Genomic DNA, 15,097 nt, shown 5'->3' with positions numbered 1-15,097 from the left:
TTTAAAGCCTCAGCTTTGCTCCGTGATACTCATGTTTGATACTGTCCCATGCCTGGCGCAGACGATTAAACCCTTCAATAATTTGTTGCTCCGTTAAATGGGCAAAGATAAAGCAGGCTGATGGAGATCCCGGTGTCAGTTGGTAATCGGCGGCATCACGCCATGTGACTCCGTAAAATTGTGCTGTCTGCATCAAATGATGATACTGGGCAGACTCATGCTTCCAGATGGCATAGGCATGTAGTCCGCAATCGTTCTGATGCCAGTGAAACAGTTCACTTAACTGCTGTATTTCACGCTGAAACACGTCGTAGCGTGATCTGTATATTCGAGTCATCCGACGCACATGGCGTACATAGTCGCCGCGCATCATAAAACGTGCTAGTGCGCGCTGTTCCAAGCGGGCAGGCGGCAGGGGATCATATAGTCGTTTGGCAGCTGTCAGCGCTTGGGCCAATTCAACGGGCAGAATCGCAAATCCGAGTCGAAGGCTGCTGAACATGCTTTTGGAAAAGGAACCGACATAGATCACACATTCCGCGCGATCCAGTGCTTTTAACGGCTCAATGGGTCGTCCTGCCCAGCGGAATTCACTGTCATAATCGTCCTCAATGATCCACGCACCTTTGGATACTGCCCATTGCAAAATATGTTGACGACGTGCTAGTGGCAACACAGCACCCGTTGGAAACTGTCGTCCCGGCGTAACAAACAACAATTTGGAATCCCAATCCTGTGGGACAATTCCTTGTTGATCCATTTCAGCAGCATGTATCTGTCCGCCTGAGGCAGTAACTGCACGATAGATGCCGGAATAACAGGGATTCTCCAATACAATTCGATCTTGTTCATGAATAAGCAACTGACTTAATAACGTGATCACTTCCATGGAACCACTGCATAATACGACTTGATCCGGGGTAGCCGTTATTCCGCGTGTTCTGCCAACATGATGGCAAATCGCTTCGCGCAGCCATTCATCACCGTTCACTGGTGCAGTCGTCGTATCAGCCGAGGGCTTTTGCAGATCTTTTCCAGCGGCAGTCATTGCGCTTTTCCATGCGATCTGTGAATTGCCCTCCAATACAACTTCTCCTGCCTGGAAAGAAATCAAAGGCGGTTGCGCACTGTCTCTATCTGTAGCAGAAGCAGGAGACGACTGTAAGTTTCGTTCCCTTTCGATCTGCATGATTCGTTGTCCCCATGCTGATAGAGCAGGGGCTTTTTGTTTTGCGACAGGTGAATTTTGGTTCTGCTGGCTGATTAGAGATTTGTCGGGCAGCGTCGCTGTCTGTTGCATAACAAAGGTTCCTCTGCCTACTGTCGAATCTACATATCCTTCTGCCAACAGCATATCGTATGCTTCTTTAACGCTCCCTCGCGAAATTCCATACATCACAGCCAGATCACGAGTGGAAGGCAGACGCGTACCACTGGCAAGGGAACCATTGAGGATTCCCTCACGAAGAGCATGATACAATGCCAAATATTTTAAATGATACTTTTGAAGCGCACGCTGATAAGCAATTGTAATATCCATACTCTTCTCCTTCGATTGGACCACTCATTTTCGTTCATATTGGATCTTTTTATGAATCCATTTTCAACATAATCTGAAATGTATCATTGGTCAATAGATGGAAGGAGAGTTCCCTGTGAGAAGAAAAGAATTTACGGTGGCAGAACAAGAGGAAATAGAGCAGTTTCTGAGCGAGGTCAGTTTCGGATTTTTAGGCATGAACAGCGAGGATGGTTTTCCGCGTGTGGTTCCCTTGAATTTCGCTTATGGAAACGGCGTTTTTTATATTCATGGCAGCCGTGCTGGAGAAAAGATGGAACGGATGAAAGAGGATAATCGGGTTACTTTTTCAGCCGCCAAAGAATATGCGCTCATTCCGTCTTATTTTACGGATGAACATATGGCATGTCCTGCGACATCATTTTTTAAAAGTATTACCGTGCGTGGTCATGCGGAGCATGTAGTGGATTTGGAAGAAAAAGCATCGGCCTTTTCCATTTTTATGAGTAAGCTGCAACCGGAAGGCGGGTATGACACGATTGATGCCAGCGATTCTCGGTATGCTTCACGCTTGAAAGGGGTCGCTCTGCTCAAAATTGTACCAGAGGAATGGACTGCCAAGTTTAAATTCGGTCAAAATGTCAAAGATCAGGAACGTCAGCAAATTATCGATGGCTTGCAACAACGGGGGCTGGATGATGATCTGACAACGATTGAGATGATGCGCAAATATTGTCCTCATCACTGAGCGTAATAAATTCCTGCTCGCTCACCATCAGATTGGTTAATTATACCTTGTAGGCAGATGCCCTTGATTTTCCAAAACTTTCAGTCCTTCTGTATTAGGACTTTTGAAGGACAGGTATATATCATCCTCAAGCCCGTTGTTCTTACTGCAAAGGAACTTTATAATACGATAGATTTGTGGCGTAAGGGGGCAAGACCGTGACGAGAGCAGGAGTCAGAAGTCGGGAAAGTCGAAGGTTGTTACTGGAAGCGGGGGCTGAAGAGTTCGCTCAGACGGGGTTTTATCAGACTAAGGTAAGTTCGATCGCGGCACGTGCAGGATTGACGCAGCCGGATTTTTATATTCATTTTGAAAGCAAGGAACAAATGTATGAGGAGCTTGTGGAGAGCTTTCGTACTTTGGTGAATGATACGGTACAAAGCATGAAGATTGGCCCAGACCTAAGCGAGGCTGAAATTTTGAGACGGGGACAAGTGTTTCTGGAAGCTATTTTTCGCGTGTTGTCTAACAATCCGGCGATCACTCGTGTCGGGTTTTACCAGGCGGCAGACTCGGTGCGCATTAAGGCGGAAATGGCCGAGCATATTAAAAAGCATCTGCTGGCGGCGCAACGATGGGGCTCCTGCCGTGAGGAACTGGACCCTGAGCTGACAGCAGAATGCGTGATCGGCTTGATTGAACGGCTGACGTTAACTAAATTGCTACCTGGACGTGAAAGTCCGTCTGTGCTTGCCAAGCAGGCACGAAACCTCCTGTATCACGGCATGCTCGGGTCCGAAGAATAACAGACTATACAATCCTAACCTAGATTTGGGCGGCAGGCGCGGCATTTGTCCCTATCGTGAATGATGGCATAAGCATAAGATGCTTTTGTAAACCATGAAGGGAGGAATCACCATGTCTGGAGTAGGCGCTGGTTATGGAGCTTTTACATCTACAGGAGCGATTCTGGTACTTTTCATTCTGCTCGTTATTATTTCCAAAGCATTTATCATCTAATTAGTAGCTCAAGGATTTAAAATTCGGGAGATTTGCTGGAATCAGTAGGGAGGAGGAATACGAAATGGGTGAAGTAGATAGAGGTTGTGGCGGTTGTAACATGTTCACCTCCACTGGTGTTATTCTGGTTCTCTTCATTTTACTGGTTATCATCACTCGTACTTGTTTCATCTAAAGCTATATTCATGGGCTTGAGCACCGATGCTCGGGTCTATGACCGTGCAAGCCAAACTAGGAACCGTCTCCAATAGAGGCGGTTTCTTTTTTATATAAAAGTTTACGTTGACGTTAACGTTATAGAGGCGTAGTATTTATATATAATCTTTTTCATAAGGTGGGTGTCATGGTTACGTATAAAATTGATGAGGTCGCCAAGCAAAGTGGTCTGACGAAGCGAACCATTCGTTATTATGAGGAAATCGGCTTATTGCCCTCTCCGCAGCGCAGTGAGGGGAATATGCGTCTGTATACGCAGGAGGATGTGGATTTACTAAAAAAAATAGTAAGTGCCAAGGAAGTACTTGGATTCTCCTTGCAAGAGCTTCAGCGTTACATGTCCGCAGCGGAAATGCTCAAAGGTCAGCGGGAGGAATATCGCGAGCGAACAGAGCATTTGCAACCGAACGAGCGACGGGCCATGTTGGAGGATATGGAAAGTACATTGAACGAACAGTTGGAATTAATGGAGGGAAAAATCAACAGCATCCGTATGCTCCAGACTGAGCTGGAGGAGTTGCGGGTTAGGGTGCGTGAACGCAAGGTTCTTCTGGATGAGGAACTTAATCACGACCCGTCATAACAAGAACATTTACATTCAGATGTGGAGGTAACATCATAATATGAGTTCACAACATGCATTACCTGAAGAGTTAAAAGAACGCTCAGGCTTGCTGTCTCAACCGAAAGCGGTATGGGCAGTCGCCTTTGCTTGTGTTATTTCATTTATGGGTCTGGGATTGGTCGATCCGATTCTTCCGGCCATTGCTGATCAGCTTCATGCTACGAAAAGCCAAGTGTCATTGCTGTTCACCAGCTACAATCTGGTAACAGGCGTTGCGATGCTGATTACGGGCGTTGTATCTAGTCGATTGGGTGTCAAATGGACACTACTAACCGGGATTTTGTTTATTATTGTGTTTGCCGGACTGGGCGGCACAGCCAATACAGTTGGCGGAATTGTGGGCTACCGGGCAGGCTGGGGTTTGGGGAACGCTTTGTTTATCGCAACAGCGTTGTCTGCGATTGTAGGTCTGTCCACTTCTGGAACAGCTAAAGCAATTATTTTGTATGAAGCGGCCTTGGGCCTTGGGATTTCAGTGGGTCCGTTGCTGGGCGGTGAGTTAGGTTCCATTTCCTGGCGCGGTCCGTTTTTCGGTGTAGCCGGACTGATGGTAGTGGGATTTTTGTTCATTACGTTTATGCTGCCTTCGATTCCAAAGCCCAAAAAACGCGGTTCCATTGCCGATCCGTTCAAAGCGCTCAGCTATCCGGCTTTGCTCACGCTCGGTATTGTAGCGTTGTTATATAACTTTGGATTTTTTACGTTGATGGCGTATTCTCCATATGTAATGAATCTGGACGAGCATGGTTTAGGTTATGTGTTTTTTGGCTGGGGAATTATGCTGGCCTTTACCTCGGTGTTTGTAGCACCGAAGATTCAAGCACGCTTGAGCGTGGTATCTTCCATTAGTATCATGCTAACGCTGTTTGCCATTGATTTAGGTGTTATGGCGATTGGGACGATAGCTGGTTCGCCAACGACTGTCATTGTCGCCGTCATTGTAGCTGGTATTTTTCTGGGAATTAACAATACATTGATTACAACTGCTGTTATGCAGGCTGCTCCAGTGGAGCGCTCGACAGCATCTGCGGCCTACAGCTTCATGCGGTTTTTGGGCGGGGCAATTTCGCCGTGGCTTGCAGGGAAGCTGTCAGAGTGGTACTCAGCAGAAACCCCGTTTTATTTTGGAGCATTGATGGTACTGATTGGTGTAGCTGTGCTGATCGTACGTCGTCGACATATGCAGGATATTCAAGTGGATGCACACTAAAATTGGACTTCTGAGGAGGAAAAGAGTATGAGCGAGTACAAACATATTCTAGTCGCGATTGACGGTTCGGAACACGCGATGAAGGCGTTGGAGACAGCCAAAACGTTGTCTAAGCAGCTTCAGGGGAATCCGCATCTGACTGTATTGCATGTAAACCCGGCTTTATCCATGAATGAGCCGCCGGTTGGGGTTGATGTGGATGAGCGGATCGAAGAGGAAGGTCGTCATATCTTAGAACCTGCATCCGACTATTTGAAGGACGAGGGTATTTCTTACCGTATGCTGGCGGGTCACGGTGATCCGGCCAGTGTCATTTGCGAAAGTGCAAAGCAGGAAAAGACGGATTTGATCATTATGGGGACGCGGGGCAAAGGACTTGTTTCCGAAATGATACTGGGTAGCGTGAGCCATCAGGTGATTCAGCATGCACCTTGTCCGGTGTTGACGGTAAAATAGATGGTAAAAGGAACGTTGATATCAAGAGAAGGAGGGAAAAGCATGCAGCAGCATTTATTTATTGGTGGAGAATGGAAAGCTGCTTCATCGTACACGACGTTGAAATCACCGTATTCCGGGGAAATCATTGCTGAGGTGGCAGAGGCCACGTCAGAGGATGCCAAGGCTGCTATTCAAGCGGCCTCTGATGCACGCTCGGAGATGCGGGCCATGCCAGCGCACCAGCGGTCAGCCATTTTGGAGAAGCTGGCTAACCTGCTGGAAGAGCGGCGTGAGGATGCAGCGCGCATCATTGCACGTGAAGCGTCCAAACCATGGAAGGCTGCGCTGGCGGAGGTTGATCGGACGGTGCAAACCTACAAGTTCGCAGCTGAAGAAGCCAAACGGATTCACGGGGAAACCATTCCGCTGGATGCCGCACCGGGCGGCGAGGGTCGTATGGCCTACACGCTCAAAGAACCAGTAGGGGTAGTCGGAGCTATTACACCATTTAACTTCCCGATGAATCTGGTCGCTCATAAAGTGGGTCCCGCGCTGGCAGCAGGCAATACGGTCGTATTAAAGCCTGCGGAGCAGACGCCGTTGTCGGCTTACTTGATTGCGGAGCTGCTGGAGCAGGCTGGATTGCCTGCGGGCGCTCTTAACGTGATCAGCGGCGATGGTAAAACCATTGGCGACGTACTTGTCACTGATTCACGCGTCAGCTATATCACCTTTACCGGTAGCCCGGCGGTTGGTACAGAAATTCGCTCCAAGGCCGGCTTGAAGCGGGTCACGCTGGAGCTGGGTTCCAACGCGGCCGTTATTATCGACCGTGATACCGATGTGGACGCGGTCATCGACCGCTGTGTGAGTGGAGCTTTTGCCAATCAGGGACAGGTGTGCATATCGGTTCAGCGTATTTACGTTGTTGATGAACTGTATGATACCTTTGTATCCCGATTTATAGAAGCGACTCAACGTTTAAAAATTGGAGATCCGCTAGAGCCGGACACGGATGTATCCGCGCTTATTTCAGCCAAGGATGTCGAACGTGTCCGTGAGTGGCTGGAAGAAGCGGTTCAAGCAGGTGCGAGGATCGCTCTGGGTGGCCAAGCCAAGGGAGGTATTTTGGAGCCGACGGTTTTGCTTAATGTGGACCCGACTTCCAAGGTGTCCTGTCGTGAAGTGTTTGCCCCGCTTGTGCTGATTCATTCTGTTAGCTCTATAGATGAAGCCGTAAACCATGTGAATGATTCGATCTATGGCCTGCAGGCGGGAATTTACACGCGTAATATCACGACTGCACTGGATGCAGCGGACAAGCTTGAAGTGGGCGGCGTGATGATCAATGACATTCCAAGCTTCCGTGTTGACCATATGCCGTATGGTGGTGTGAAGCAAAGCGGCACCGGACGAGAAGGCGTAAAGTATGCCATGGAAGAAATGCTGGAAACAAAGCTGATCGTTATTAAACGGTAGTAGTTATATAAAAGCCTATCTGATGGACATAGATAATACGTTTTGCGTATGTCTGCTCATTAGATGGGCTTTTTTTTTCACCTTTTGCGCGATTGTCAGATGAAAATAAAGTTTTAGACCGTTGGAACTGTTCCACCGTCAATATTATATTCACTTCCTGTAATTGAAGCGGCCCGGTCGGATACCAGAAAAGCAACAAGCGCAGCGACTTCTTCTGGTAGTCCTGGACGACCAATTGGAATTCCTCCCAACGAGTCCATCAGTTGCTTTAATGCACTTTCTCGGTCACCTGTCGTTTCAGCAATCCGATCAATCAAACTTTGTGCTGCCTTCGTTTCGATAAAGCCTGGCGCAACTGTATTAATACGAATGCCTTGAGGCGAAAACTGCTTGGATAACCCTTTGCTGTAAGTAGTTAAAGCTGCTTTGGCTGCAGCATAAGCCAATGTTGCATCATATAGCGGCAAGCGACGTTGAATAGATGAAATATGAATAATAACACCGGAACCCTTTTCCACCATAGCCGGCAGCAGTCCACGGTCTAAACGGACGGCAGCAAACAGATTGGCGTTAAAAGTTTGCTGCCAATGCTCGTCTGTCAAGATAAGAGCTCCCCCGGATGGGGCTGACGAGCCTCCAACATTGTTGACAAGAATATCTACACCGCCTAGGCGCTCAAGAACACTGTTTACTACTTTATTTACACCTTCAGGCGTACTAATATCGGCTGGAATAAACAGGTCTGGATTTTCTAAATTAGCTGGAGTAGTTCGAGCCGTAGTTATTACGGTAGCACCTGCAGCTGTAAGTCTCTTAGCAATAGCCTCTCCCATTCCTTTGGTACCGCCTGTGACTAAGGCCCTTTTGCCTTTAAACTCACTTAAAATGCTTTCTAATTGAAAACTCATGCAAATAATTCCTCCTAAATTCTACAATGTGGTTGAGAAATACCTCTAGGTATCTCCACTTCGAGTTCACTTGTCTTGCGAACCTTACAAACTATCGACAATGACACCCCGGTACCGCCCTCCGCGCAGTCGATGCTTTAGGGCTTTTTGATAGGCTGGACTAAAGTACCAAGCTTGTGCTTCCTCAAAAGTGGGGAATTCCAAGATGGCCAGCCCTTCAATAGCGGGTCCTTCGAGGACTTGGTATGCGCCATACATTGCTAGGGGGTTGACGGAATGTCCCGCCAAACCTGCCGGTGCCAACTCAGAATAGAGTTGGAGTTCAGTTTGATCGGTACTCTGTTCACGTATAAAAACAACATAAGCGGGCATATTCGTTGTCCCTTTCTTATTTTTTTAATTCCTTTATGGAAGTGTAATAATCAGTTCTTTAATTTTATTGTTGTTTACTAGAAATTGATGTTTAAGTAGGAGTGGATCGGGAAGATTTGATTTATCAAAGTCTCCGTCTACTTTCGCAATTACGACGATGGTATTATTACTGTCATCCATATCCACGATCTCAAAGGTGACATTCGGCCCCAATATTTCTGATTCACACCATGATTTTATGGCTTCCATACCTTTGATTTCGCGATGATTATCCAAGATCAACGCATCTTTATCGAAAGCGGAAGTAAGTACTTCAAGCTGGGATTTGTTCGCTGATGTAAAGTAAGTTTCTACTGCCGGTGGCAGGGTTCTATGTGGATTCATTGATCCTTCAACCTCCTATGGTGAGTATGTTGTGAGCGATAACTTCAAACTCATCATAGCAGTAATAATATGACTACATGGTGTCATATTATAGAGGATCATTTAAATTTCTTTTCATCGTTTCTAAATGAGACAATATTCTTGTACGTACTTGTTCGGGGCTAACCTCTATAAGGAGGGGACCAAAGGACAGCAGATAACTGTCCAGCCAATTGCCTACAGGAAATTGTGCTGTGACGGTATAAGAGCCGTCTTCCTTCTGAGTAATTGTTTTCTCGGCAAATTCATCGTATACGCGGTAAGCTCCTTGAGCAGAAATGTGAAGAGTTACTTCAATGGTATGAAGCAAGTCGTTCATCTTTGTATCTGTAGATGCTACGACTGTTCTTGGCTCATAACTAGTTTCGGTAACTGCAATCTCTTTCATTCGGCTAATCTTAAATACACGATGACTTTCGGTATTTAAACAGTAACCTTCCACATACCAGGATTTATCTTTAAACAAGAGCTTGGCAGGTTCGACGCTACGATAACTCTGTTCCCCGGCGACGTTATAATAGCGGAACTTTATAACACGGTTTGTGATTATTGCGTTGCGTATAAGAGTGAATAGCTGTCTCTGGCTGTTTTGGCTTCCCCATGGCGAAAAATCTACTTCGATCCAGTTTCCCATGTCTTTTTTAAAAAGCCTACTCAACTTGTTTAGCACTTCTTCTACCTGTGGGATGGTAGCTGTAGCCACACTCTGAAGGGCCATTAAGATATCATCTTGTTCCTGCTCGGACAGTAAAGAGGTGTTAAAGACATAACCCTCCATCAATGATATTCCGCCCCCCTTGCCTCTACTGCTGTAGATGGGAATCCCAGCTGCGCTTAAGGTATCTATGTCCCGATAAATCGTTCGTGTGGAAACCTCAAAATGCTCTGCCAATTCATCAGCAGTCACTTTTTTCTTATGGAGTAACATATAAACGATTTCAAAATGTCTGCTTAACGGCATACGCTTCACCTCTCTCGGTAGCATACACCTTATAACATGACATTATAAAGTCATATTAAGTGATTGCTCTACATCACACCCTAATGGGCATCAACTGGGGGACTTTATTTTCTTTGAACAGCGATAATAACACTGCCTTTGGATCAGATCTTTTTACAATCTTTTATATAAAGTTGAACAAAAAGCACTTGCAAAGTAAAAAGGAATAAACTATACTGAGGCCAATCATTAGTAATTGATCAATCACTAACTGAATTAACAAGCAACGGAGGTGATATTCATGAGCAGGATACCGCTCAAGTTTACTGAACGTATCTTTATCGGAACTATGGATTGAGCATATTCAGTTAATTGAAGGAGTACGAAGTTGAGTAATTGATCAATCACTTATTTTAAAGTAAATGGAGGAGAGAACATGAAGCATCTTATTATTTACGCACATCCATCCGAGGGAAGCTTTAATCATGCAATTTTGACCACAGCAGTCGAGGGGCTGAAGCAAAAAGGACATGATGTGGTTGTTCGTGATCTATATGCAATCAACTTTCAACCTGTGATTAGCAGCAGCGAGGTCATTGAAGGAATCGGAGAAGATGTTGTACGGGAACAGGAATTTTTGCAATGGGCAGAGGTAATCACCCTTATTTATCCGATTTGGTGGACTGGGATGCCAGCCATTATGAAAGGGTATATAGACCGCGTATTCTCTTACGGATTTGCTTATAAATATGTAAATGGAGTGCAGATGGGATTACTCAAGGGTAAGAAAGCCATTATCCTCAATACACAAGGAAAATCACATGCGGAATATGCCAGCAATGGTATGGATCAAGCCCTTCGCTTGACGTCTGACAAAGGCATATTTGAATATTGTGGACTTGATATCATGTATCATCTATTTTTCGAGTCGGTACCCCAATCTGATGAAAATACACGTAAGAAGTGGCTTCGCCAGATTGCAGACATGACCAGCAAAGCCTAATATTTATGTTCAGAGCCAGAGGATTAAGCATTAGGGGAATCGAAGTTGCCAGTGGCTAACCCAAAAGGCATCGCGTGCATCTACAGGCGATGCCTTTTGGGTTGGTCCAATATTGAATGTGTTCCAATCGACACTCGCTCATGGCAAGCGGCAATTGCTACAATAAGGGGTGGATATTAGTTTTTCCGATTTTTCCGATTGGCGCTACGAGATCCACCAGAAGGCCACTGTGCCCCACCACCTTGATTATGAGGAGGCCAATGCGATCCGCCGCCCTGACCATGTTGAGGCCACCACTGCGACCCACCGCCCTGACTGCCACCTTGACCATGTTGAGGCCACCACTGCGACCCACCGCCTTGACCGCCGCCCTGACCATGAGGAGGCCACTGCGATCCACCGCCTTGACCGCCGCCTTGACCATGAGGAGGCCACTGCGATCCACCGCCTTGGCTCCCGCCCTGACCACCGCTTTGTCCTGGAATAGAAGGCATACTTGGATAAGGGCCTTGTGCCTGACTGATTTGAGTAACATCAATATAAGACTGTGTCCCATTAGGATATAGCACTAACATTGATTTATTAGTGGGATCTACGCTTTTTACGAAAGCAACGATCTGTTGACCATTCACAGTAAATATTCCCCATAGATTAACAAAATTACTCACTTCAGTAGTGGTTGCAAAATGTGGTTGTAACGACCCCATCGAACGATGAGAAGAATGTTTAGACAAGGTATATATCTCTCCTTTAGATTGAATTTTGTGACATCATATGTGCAAACGTACTCGTTGGAATGGGCAATGTTCCTACAAGATATTTTCTTGAAAAATTCATTGTCCCAAAAAAGTACAAAAAGGAGCATTTTTGCAACGATCCCGTCAGCCCGTTAATTAAAAAAGGCAGCCAGTCCCTTATGGACGGCGGCCTTTAAATGTCGACCCCTTGCTCGAATCACGGATGAAATCGATACCTTCATTCTGTTAAATGTCCCAGCATGTGTGGCATCTTTAGGGTGAACAGGAGGTTGGAGAGCGCCTTTTACTGATTTTAGATTATCGCAAGGAAACCATAGAGAAAATAATATTAGAAGTGTGCGGTGGTTTACCATAGAAAAATGAATAAATAAATGAAATGACCTTCTCAGATTAAAGAAGGTCATTTTTTAATTCAGGAATCATTATTAAATGTAGCACAGCCTTCTGCTTATAGGCGTTATCGCTTGCAAGTCATGCAGTGGTTCTTTATACCTAGTGTGGAATTTTCGCATGGACGTTCATGCATTTTGTCGGTTAGCTATGATGCTGCGTATCACGGTTCAAAAGTAGCTACACATGATGAAATCTCTGGTGTATATCTATGTAGGGTATCAAGCTGTAGTTAGAGCATTTTTTTGAGCTGGGATATACGGGCTTGGGAAACCTCAAGTATTTTGGCATATTCGTGCTGTGCTGCATTGGGGTGTTTTTGCATTAATTCTTTTAGACTTTCGATCATTTGTTGTGTCGATCGCCGCAGACGTTTGGACTCTTTATTAGATCGTTGTGAGTTGGATAAAGCTGATTTGGATGGTCTTAGGATAGGGCTAAAATTTATCCCCTTCTTTAAACTTTCAATACATTCCCCGCAAATAAAACTGTCTCTAAAATAAGTTAACTGTTCTGTTGAACCACACATTTTACACGTCACCCCAGTATACTTTCGAAAGGCGAGAATACCAGTTTCCTCATCTGCAAAAATCTCAACAGGATCACCCACATTATAATCCATGGAAATTCGCATTTCTTTGGGAATAACGATGCGGCCTAACGCATCTAGGGGACGTGTCATACCTGTACTTTTCAAATGATAACCTCCTTTTTTTATATCCTTATAATACTAAATAGTTATGATAAAAAAGAATAGGCTTAGAGAAGCAATCGCATATATTTAGTAAACTGTTGAAAAGTATACAAGTAATTTCCAAAATATGTTTTGTTATTGAGAGAAACGTGTTGAGGAGATTATAAAAAATTTCCGATATATATATTCATAAAGATTATTCTAGACGATTTTCGTTATGAGGCACAAATGCTCACGTTCTATTTTCTATCCGGACTAACGGGCAATAAGAAGGTTGCCTCGCTGCTGCAAGGTAGTAGGAATCTTAATTTTGCACTCTTTACTATGAAAACTTATACTTATCGTTAAAGCTGACTTGAAGAGAAAATAAAAGAACGAGGAGGGGAATAACTATGTACTCTATTAAAGAAGTTCAAATGAAGAGCGGATTGCCCGCATCTACTCTTCGTTACTATGAAAAAGAAGGCATATTACCTGATGTGGGTCGGGATGAAGGTGGAAGAAGGGTATATACCGAAAAACAAATCGATTGGATTAGGTTCCTTATGGCTATGAAAGATACAGGGATGACCATTGAAGAAATTAAGGCATACCTTGAGCTAAATGTAAAAGGAGAAGCCACAATCCAAGAGAGAAGAGACTTCCTTGTAGCCCACAAAAAGAAAGTAGAAGAACATGTGGCACAAACGCAGCACAATTTGGAGAAAATTATTCAAAAGATAGCTTTTTATGATCATGTGGTTATGGGGAAAAGCCTCTCTTAGGTATCGTATGATCTGTAAATAGTGGTAAAGTCAAATCGAATATATGGAGCCCCCGGCATATTTGAGAATACGTGCTGGAGGGCTTTTTTGCATAGATTTCTAAAGATGCAGATTCTAGGTCGTAAGTATGGAAAATGGTTGGCAAATGGGCGGTTCACAACGCGCTTATAGGGTAAAAGTGTAGTACCAAGGTGGGCAAGTGGGGGCGTTGACTCTCACGCCACGTGAGACTGTAGACTGTCAAGCAAGGGAGGTGAAGCGGAATGGCTTATACGGTGAAGGAAGTATCTAATCTGTCGGGAATCAGCGTACGAACATTGCATTATTATGATGAAATCGGATTGCTGAAACCGCATCATATTGGAAATAATGGATATCGCTATTACGAACAGGAACAACTGTTGAGGCTTCAGCAAATCATGGTGTACAGGGAACTGGATTTGCCTTTATCTGAAATTGGAAATGTGCTGGAGCAAACCAAGGAACAAAAGGCCGAGGTTTTGCAGGAGCATCGAGCCAAGGTTGAGGCCAAAGTCTTCCGCTTGCATACTCTCCTACAGACCATCGACGAAACGGTGGCTCATTTGAAAGGGGAACAAGCAATGAAACCAGAGCACATGTACCAAGGATTTAATCCGGAAAAGCAGGAAATGTATGAACGTGATTTGACAGACCGTTATGGTCAAGAGGCTGAGGAAACAATTCAGGAGAGCAAGACGGCGACGAAGAACTGGAGCAAAGAGGATTATTTGGATTCGCAGGCAGAGGCTGATCAGATTCATCGGCGGCTGGCAGAAGCCATGAATAAAGGATTGAAGCATAACAGTGAAGAGGTACAGGCGCTAATCCGCCGTCATCTTCAATGGGTAAGCCGATTCTATACCCCTACAGCAGAAATTTATAGCGGGCTGGGAGACTTGTATGTGGAGCATGAGGATTTCAATAAAATGTATGAAGGCTATCGCCCCGGACTGGCTGAGTATTTGCGAGACGGGATGAAGGTTCTAGCCGAACGGGAATTAAATTAACAAAGGGGTGAACAACAAGCCAATTCCGATGGCCTGCTGTTCACCCTTTTTGTGTGTAAAGCAGCTTACATGCTGCTTTGTGCTGTTCTCATGCCTTGCTGACTGCTGTTTCCGTAATGTTGCATGCCACTGCTTGCGAAATGTTGTCCAGTCGTTCCCATATGTTGCGGAAAGCTGTTATTCATGTGGCTACCTGTATTAAAGGAGGTTGGTTGCATACTGCGGGAAGCAAAGCTATCGCCAAATCCAGGCTGAGTCATTTGGTTGCTGGAACGGATGGAGTTTTCCAACTGACTACACAGTTGAATCACTTGCTGGTATTGCTGCATAGCCTGCTGGTGATGCTGAATTGCAGTTTGGATCATTTGAGCTGCGCTTCGTTCACGTTGCACCAGGCTTTCAAGACTGGATGCATTTTGTTGTTCCTGTTGCAGCAACTGCTGATACATGGCAGTTCCTTGCTGTGTTTGTTGTACCAATTGCTGCATGATTTGTTCACATTGATGAAGTTGTTGTTGTGGAGCCATGTTGTTGTACATGAATCATCAATCTCCTTCGCCGGATAGTTTTGGGTTTCAGACCC

18 protein-coding genes are annotated in these 15,097 nt (G+C 45.2%); 10 read left to right on the top strand and 8 right to left on the bottom strand.

Annotation, left to right across the window (positions count from 1 at the left end):
* Nucleotide 1 precedes the first annotated feature (1 nt).
* The gene (gene pdxR / locus NLX78_RS18845) at nt 2–1,540 is read right to left on the bottom strand and encodes a MocR-like pyridoxine biosynthesis transcription factor PdxR (protein ID WP_254351238.1); all 1,539 of its coding nucleotides are present in this window, start codon (nt 1,538–1,540) and stop codon (nt 2–4) included.
* Between the two features lie 115 nt (nt 1,541–1,655).
* Between pdxR and NLX78_RS18840 the strand changes: the two genes are divergently transcribed.
* From NLX78_RS18840 to NLX78_RS18810, 7 genes are all read left to right on the top strand, one after another.
* Nucleotides 1,656–2,267, top strand: coding sequence for a pyridoxamine 5'-phosphate oxidase family protein (locus NLX78_RS18840; protein WP_254351237.1), 612 nt, complete (start codon nt 1,656–1,658; stop codon nt 2,265–2,267).
* 197 nt (nt 2,268–2,464) lie between these two features.
* Nucleotides 2,465–3,052 carry a TetR/AcrR family transcriptional regulator gene (locus NLX78_RS18835; RefSeq protein ID WP_254351236.1) on the top strand — a complete coding sequence of 196 codons (588 nt, stop codon included), beginning with the start codon at nt 2,465–2,467 and terminating at the stop codon, nt 3,050–3,052.
* Between the two features lie 112 nt (nt 3,053–3,164).
* Nucleotides 3,165–3,266: a hypothetical protein gene (locus NLX78_RS18830; RefSeq protein WP_023986941.1), complete on the top strand. Its 102-nt coding sequence runs from the start codon at nt 3,165–3,167 to the stop codon at nt 3,264–3,266.
* A 343-nt stretch (nt 3,267–3,609) separates the two neighbouring features.
* A complete protein-coding gene (locus NLX78_RS18825) occupies nt 3,610–4,065 on the top strand; it encodes a MerR family transcriptional regulator (RefSeq protein WP_254351235.1) in 456 nt (151 codons plus the stop codon).
* Between the two features lie 40 nt (nt 4,066–4,105).
* Entirely contained in the window at nt 4,106–5,317 is a 1,212-nt protein-coding gene (locus NLX78_RS18820; RefSeq protein WP_061831287.1) for an MFS transporter, read from the top strand.
* A 27-nt stretch (nt 5,318–5,344) separates the two neighbouring features.
* Nucleotides 5,345–5,773: a universal stress protein gene (locus NLX78_RS18815; protein ID WP_061831288.1), complete on the top strand. Its 429-nt coding sequence runs from the start codon at nt 5,345–5,347 to the stop codon at nt 5,771–5,773.
* 42 nt (nt 5,774–5,815) lie between these two features.
* Nucleotides 5,816–7,234: an aldehyde dehydrogenase family protein gene (locus NLX78_RS18810; protein ID WP_061831289.1), complete on the top strand. Its 1,419-nt coding sequence runs from the start codon at nt 5,816–5,818 to the stop codon at nt 7,232–7,234.
* Between the two features lie 113 nt (nt 7,235–7,347).
* Here the strand turns inward: NLX78_RS18810 and NLX78_RS18805 are convergent, their stop codons facing one another.
* The 4 genes from NLX78_RS18805 to NLX78_RS18790 all read right to left on the bottom strand — a co-directional run bounded on the left by NLX78_RS18805 (nt 7,348) and on the right by NLX78_RS18790 (nt 9,898).
* Complete coding sequence (locus NLX78_RS18805) at nt 7,348–8,142, bottom strand: SDR family oxidoreductase (RefSeq protein ID WP_254351234.1); 795 nt, start codon at nt 8,140–8,142, stop codon at nt 7,348–7,350.
* 84 nt (nt 8,143–8,226) lie between these two features.
* Nucleotides 8,227–8,514 (bottom strand): DUF1330 domain-containing protein, encoded by a 288-nt coding sequence (locus tag NLX78_RS18800; protein WP_165178959.1) that lies wholly within the window; start codon nt 8,512–8,514, stop codon nt 8,227–8,229.
* Between the two features lie 33 nt (nt 8,515–8,547).
* A complete protein-coding gene (locus NLX78_RS18795; RefSeq protein ID WP_061831292.1) occupies nt 8,548–8,898 on the bottom strand; it encodes a nuclear transport factor 2 family protein in 351 nt (116 codons plus the stop codon).
* An 88-nt stretch (nt 8,899–8,986) separates the two neighbouring features.
* Complete coding sequence (locus NLX78_RS18790) at nt 8,987–9,898, bottom strand: helix-turn-helix transcriptional regulator (RefSeq protein WP_069291066.1); 912 nt, start codon at nt 9,896–9,898, stop codon at nt 8,987–8,989.
* 415 nt (nt 9,899–10,313) lie between these two features.
* On the opposite strand from NLX78_RS18790, the gene NLX78_RS18785 reads away from it, so the two are divergent.
* Nucleotides 10,314–10,880, top strand: a complete 567-nt coding sequence (locus NLX78_RS18785; protein WP_250267421.1) for an NAD(P)H-dependent oxidoreductase — start codon at nt 10,314–10,316, stop codon at nt 10,878–10,880.
* 176 nt (nt 10,881–11,056) lie between these two features.
* Here NLX78_RS18785 and NLX78_RS18780 read toward each other — a convergent pair whose 3' ends face one another.
* On the bottom strand, nt 11,057–11,614 hold the full coding sequence (locus NLX78_RS18780; protein ID WP_254351233.1) for a hypothetical protein: 558 nt from the start codon (nt 11,612–11,614) through the stop codon (nt 11,057–11,059).
* 646 nt (nt 11,615–12,260) lie between these two features.
* Complete coding sequence (locus tag NLX78_RS18775) at nt 12,261–12,725, bottom strand: AbrB/MazE/SpoVT family DNA-binding domain-containing protein (RefSeq protein ID WP_069291068.1); 465 nt, start codon at nt 12,723–12,725, stop codon at nt 12,261–12,263.
* A 389-nt stretch (nt 12,726–13,114) separates the two neighbouring features.
* Here NLX78_RS18775 and NLX78_RS18770 point away from each other — a divergent pair, with 389 nt between their 5' ends.
* Both NLX78_RS18770 and NLX78_RS18765 read left to right on the top strand, forming a co-directional pair.
* Nucleotides 13,115–13,486 carry a MerR family transcriptional regulator gene (locus NLX78_RS18770; RefSeq protein ID WP_069291070.1) on the top strand — a complete coding sequence of 124 codons (372 nt, stop codon included), beginning with the start codon at nt 13,115–13,117 and terminating at the stop codon, nt 13,484–13,486.
* Nucleotides 13,487–13,749: 263 nt separating this feature from the next.
* Nucleotides 13,750–14,514: a MerR family transcriptional regulator gene (locus NLX78_RS18765; protein ID WP_250259453.1), complete on the top strand. Its 765-nt coding sequence runs from the start codon at nt 13,750–13,752 to the stop codon at nt 14,512–14,514.
* A gap of 65 nt (nt 14,515–14,579) precedes the next feature.
* Here the strand turns inward: NLX78_RS18765 and NLX78_RS18760 are convergent, their stop codons facing one another.
* Nucleotides 14,580–15,053: a hypothetical protein gene (locus NLX78_RS18760; RefSeq protein WP_069291072.1), complete on the bottom strand. Its 474-nt coding sequence runs from the start codon at nt 15,051–15,053 to the stop codon at nt 14,580–14,582.
* Between the last annotated feature and the right edge of the window lie 44 nt (nt 15,054–15,097).

The organism is Paenibacillus sp. Lou8.1, assembly GCF_024213565.1.
Taxonomy (GTDB): domain Bacteria; phylum Bacillota; class Bacilli; order Paenibacillales; family Paenibacillaceae; genus Paenibacillus; species Paenibacillus polymyxa_B.
Note: the sequence above shows the minus strand (reverse complement) of the source record. Positions and strands in the feature narration are given on the sequence as shown.

Excerpts from the sequence above, each read along its gene's own strand:
- pdxR (WP_254351238.1), bottom strand. The coding sequence starts at position 1,540 with ATGGATATTACAATTGCTTATCAGCGTGCGCTTCAAAAGTATCATTTA.
- NLX78_RS18830 (WP_023986941.1), top strand. The coding sequence starts at position 3,165 with ATGTCTGGAGTAGGCGCTGGTTATGGAGCTTTTACATCTACAGGAGCG.
- NLX78_RS18825 (WP_254351235.1), top strand. The coding sequence starts at position 3,610 with ATGGTTACGTATAAAATTGATGAGGTCGCCAAGCAAAGTGGTCTGACG.
- NLX78_RS18820 (WP_061831287.1), top strand. The coding sequence starts at position 4,106 with ATGAGTTCACAACATGCATTACCTGAAGAGTTAAAAGAACGCTCAGGC.
- NLX78_RS18815 (WP_061831288.1), top strand. The coding sequence starts at position 5,345 with ATGAGCGAGTACAAACATATTCTAGTCGCGATTGACGGTTCGGAACAC.
- NLX78_RS18810 (WP_061831289.1), top strand. The coding sequence starts at position 5,816 with ATGCAGCAGCATTTATTTATTGGTGGAGAATGGAAAGCTGCTTCATCG.
- NLX78_RS18805 (WP_254351234.1), bottom strand. The coding sequence starts at position 8,142 with ATGAGTTTTCAATTAGAAAGCATTTTAAGTGAGTTTAAAGGCAAAAGG.
- NLX78_RS18800 (WP_165178959.1), bottom strand. The coding sequence starts at position 8,514 with ATGCCCGCTTATGTTGTTTTTATACGTGAACAGAGTACCGATCAAACT.
- NLX78_RS18795 (WP_061831292.1), bottom strand. The coding sequence starts at position 8,898 with ATGAATCCACATAGAACCCTGCCACCGGCAGTAGAAACTTACTTTACA.
- NLX78_RS18790 (WP_069291066.1), bottom strand. The coding sequence starts at position 9,898 with ATGCCGTTAAGCAGACATTTTGAAATCGTTTATATGTTACTCCATAAG.
- NLX78_RS18785 (WP_250267421.1), top strand. The coding sequence starts at position 10,314 with ATGAAGCATCTTATTATTTACGCACATCCATCCGAGGGAAGCTTTAAT.
- NLX78_RS18770 (WP_069291070.1), top strand. The coding sequence starts at position 13,115 with ATGTACTCTATTAAAGAAGTTCAAATGAAGAGCGGATTGCCCGCATCT.
- NLX78_RS18765 (WP_250259453.1), top strand. The coding sequence starts at position 13,750 with ATGGCTTATACGGTGAAGGAAGTATCTAATCTGTCGGGAATCAGCGTA.
- NLX78_RS18760 (WP_069291072.1), bottom strand. The coding sequence starts at position 15,053 with ATGTACAACAACATGGCTCCACAACAACAACTTCATCAATGTGAACAA.